5 protein-coding genes and 1 pseudogene are annotated in these 2,639 nt (G+C 48.3%); 5 read left to right on the forward strand and 1 reads right to left on the reverse strand.

Features of this window, described 5'->3' with window-relative positions:
* The 5 genes from BZG79_RS13825 to BZG79_RS13845 all read left to right on the forward strand — a co-directional run.
* The coding region (locus BZG79_RS13825) for a DOPA 4,5-dioxygenase family protein (RefSeq protein WP_108743304.1) at window positions 1-361 on the forward strand (361 nt) is incomplete at its 5' end.
* A complete protein-coding gene (locus BZG79_RS13830) occupies window positions 358-675 on the forward strand; it encodes a DUF4144 family protein (protein WP_077774691.1) in 318 nt (105 codons plus the stop codon). The genes BZG79_RS13825 and BZG79_RS13830, both read left to right, overlap by 4 nt.
* 28 nt (window positions 676-703) lie before the next feature.
* Window positions 704-1,255, forward strand: a complete 552-nt coding sequence (locus tag BZG79_RS13835; RefSeq protein WP_077774692.1) for a lipocalin family protein — start codon at window positions 704-706, stop codon at window positions 1,253-1,255.
* A 54-nt stretch (window positions 1,256-1,309) separates the two neighbouring features.
* Complete coding sequence (locus BZG79_RS13840; protein ID WP_021023716.1) at window positions 1,310-1,603, forward strand: hypothetical protein; 294 nt, start codon at window positions 1,310-1,312, stop codon at window positions 1,601-1,603.
* A gap of 42 nt (window positions 1,604-1,645) precedes the next feature.
* Window positions 1,646-2,074, forward strand: a complete 429-nt coding sequence (locus tag BZG79_RS13845; protein ID WP_021023717.1) for a VOC family protein — start codon at window positions 1,646-1,648, stop codon at window positions 2,072-2,074.
* Between the two features lie 152 nt (window positions 2,075-2,226).
* Here BZG79_RS13845 and BZG79_RS13850 read toward each other — a convergent pair.
* A pseudogene (locus tag BZG79_RS13850) lies at window positions 2,227-2,639 on the reverse strand (Bcr/CflA family multidrug efflux transporter); the annotation flags it as partial.

Raw genomic sequence — 2,639 nt, forward strand, 5'->3', positions numbered from 1 at the left:
GTCTTCTAATCACTCTTTTGCCAATGTTCACCAGGCTTACCACGCCCATGTCTACTACGAGGCCGACACCGAAGCGCAGGCGGATGTTATCTATCAAGCGGCCGCTGCATCGTCACTGCCTATCGACCTTGGCCGTTTTCATCGCAAATGCGTCGGTCCACACCCAAAGTGGAGTTTTCAGATCGCCTTTGACAACGCCGCGTTCGATGAGGTGATGACATGGCTTGAGGCGCATCGGGGCGATTTAACCGTGTTTTTGCATGGCGTGACGGGCGATGATTACATTGATCATACCGATCATGTGGGTTGGTTAGGGAAGTCAGTGGCACTCAAACTTGATATATTTAAGCCCAAGTCATGACCACCTATATCAACTATCCTGCGCTACTGATTTGGCAAGGGGATGACGAACTATCATACGCGCCAGACTCGGCGTCGCTCGGTCGACTGAGTGAAAACCTGATCACAGAAGATGATCGGCTGGTGGATAGCCAAGGCGTTTGCTGGTTGAGTCAAGACGGTGGTCAGCACTGGCAGCCGAGTGGGCAAATCATGCCGCTTGTTCAGCTCGTGTCACATATCCAAGCGCATTATGCGCAGCTGGGTCAATGCTGTGTGGGAAAAATCCAGTTTAAAGATAGGGCCGCCGCCATGGCCAGTTTGGCGGTGCACTAGATTCGTGCCATCCGGCAAGGAGTGAGTGATGAGATTAAGATTAGGATTCGTGTTTCTGTTATCGACGATATTAACCGGCTGCCTTGGTATGCCTAAAGATGTGACGCCAGTAACCAATTTTGACCTCAACCGTTATTTGGGAACATGGCACGAAGTGGCAAGACTTGATCACTCGTTTGAGCGCGGCTTATCCRATGTGACGGCAACTTACTCGTTGCGTGAAGACGGTGGCGTCAAAGTGATCAACCGAGGCTTTAGCCGCGAAGAGGGCAAATGGCAAGAAGCAGAGGGTAAAGCGTACTTCGTTGAAAATGATAAGACGGCGTACCTGAAGGTTTCGTTCTTTGGTCCTTTCTATGGATCATATGTGGTGTTTGAGTTAGATGATGACTACCAGTATGCCTTTATTTCAGGCCCTGATCATGGCTATCTTTGGCTGCTCTCTCGCACGCCGACCGTACCTGAGTCTGTCAAAGAACGTTTTATCTCTGAAGCCAAACAGCGAGGCTTTGCCACGGAAGAACTGATTTTTGTTGACCACGCCCGCACTGATCCTAAGCAGCCAGTTTCGAGTGATTAAACTGGGTAATCTGATGGCGACAAACAATCTTCTGGAGACCAAAAAGAGATAATCATGCGAAAAACCGATAAAAAATACGACAATGCTATCCGCGAAGCACTGACTGAGGTGTGTGAGCTGACCATGAAACACGTCGATGGTTTTGAATGGCTAACGCATGAGGTGAATTATCAACGTTTTCCGCAAAGTGTGATGATCCGTTTGATGTTTACGGATCGGCAAAGGATCGCAGATTTTAAAAACAGTCATGAATACAATGTGGCGTTAATGGCGATCCAATCACGCTTATCAGCGGCAGGAATCACATTGAAAAGTATAGCAAACCATGTGCAACTTAACACCGCGTAGTCACCCAAAGATGTAAGCTAGAATCAACACCACGGAGGAAGTATGGAAGCAAGGATTAGCATCATTACATTGGGGGTTGCCGATTTATCACGTTCGTATGAATTTTATCGCCAACTAGGGTTTCCAACCCATAATCACCCCGAAGAAGGGATAGTGTTTTTTAGTACAGCGGGAACGCGTTTAGCGTTATATGCAATCGACGCTTTAGCCGATGACATAAAGCCCGGTATGCCTGTTAGTGACGCTGGTTTCAGTGGGATCACGCTTGCGCATAACACGCGTTCAAAAGAAGAGGTCGATGAGGTGCTTGCGCTGGCTAAAGAATGCGGCGGTCGAATTGTCAAACCTGCTCAAGATGTTTTTTGGGGCGGCTATAGTGGTTACTTTGCTGACCCTGACAACTATTTGTGGGAAGTTGCCTATGGAGAGGCTTGGCAGTTTGATGACAATGGCAGCTTAGTGTTGGACTAAACATACTCTTAGTATTGGACTAAACATACATTGTGATGCAAACGTTTGAACGAACACTGGCTCAGTTGATTGCAGCATCTGTGTGAGCGAAACTCAAAAAGAAAAAGGCGCTTTATGGCGCCTTTTTACGTTGTGAGAAGCGAGCGAGTCATTTATGCCGTTGCTAGCGTCTGCGCTTGACGGTTGGCATGCCAGACTAAACCAAAGCCGATAATCACCACCGCGCAGGTTGATAGCATCACGGTCGTGACCGCGAACAATCCTGAGGCGGCAAACGCAGAGACCAAGGCGCTCGCGACAAAGCAGATAATCATCTGTAAGAAGTTGAGCAGGCCCGCCGCTGTCGCGCTACATGATTTAAAATCTTCTAAGGCTCGGTTTACCACGAGTGGATAAATGGCACCATTGGCCGCCGCCAGAAAGCAGAATGGGCCCAAGATTGCCCAAATATTAGTGACATCAGTGCGCCAGCTAATTAAAAAGATCACCACCACACTGGCGACAAACAGTTTCAGTAACCAAGGAAGGATGCTGTGATCTTTCAGTTTATTCAGTGCATAACGAC

It is taken from the genome of Salinivibrio sp. MA427 (genome assembly GCF_001996115.1).
Taxonomy (GTDB): Bacteria; Pseudomonadota; Gammaproteobacteria; order Enterobacterales; family Vibrionaceae; genus Salinivibrio; species Salinivibrio costicola.

What these genes read in the sequence shown, in the direction of transcription:
- BZG79_RS13840 (WP_021023716.1), top strand. Translation starts at nt 1,310, where the DNA reads ATGCGAAAAACCGATAAAAAATACGACAATGCTATCCGCGAAGCACTG.
- BZG79_RS13845 (WP_021023717.1), top strand. Translation starts at nt 1,646, where the DNA reads ATGGAAGCAAGGATTAGCATCATTACATTGGGGGTTGCCGATTTATCA.
- BZG79_RS13830 (WP_077774691.1), top strand. Translation starts at nt 358, where the DNA reads ATGACCACCTATATCAACTATCCTGCGCTACTGATTTGGCAAGGGGAT.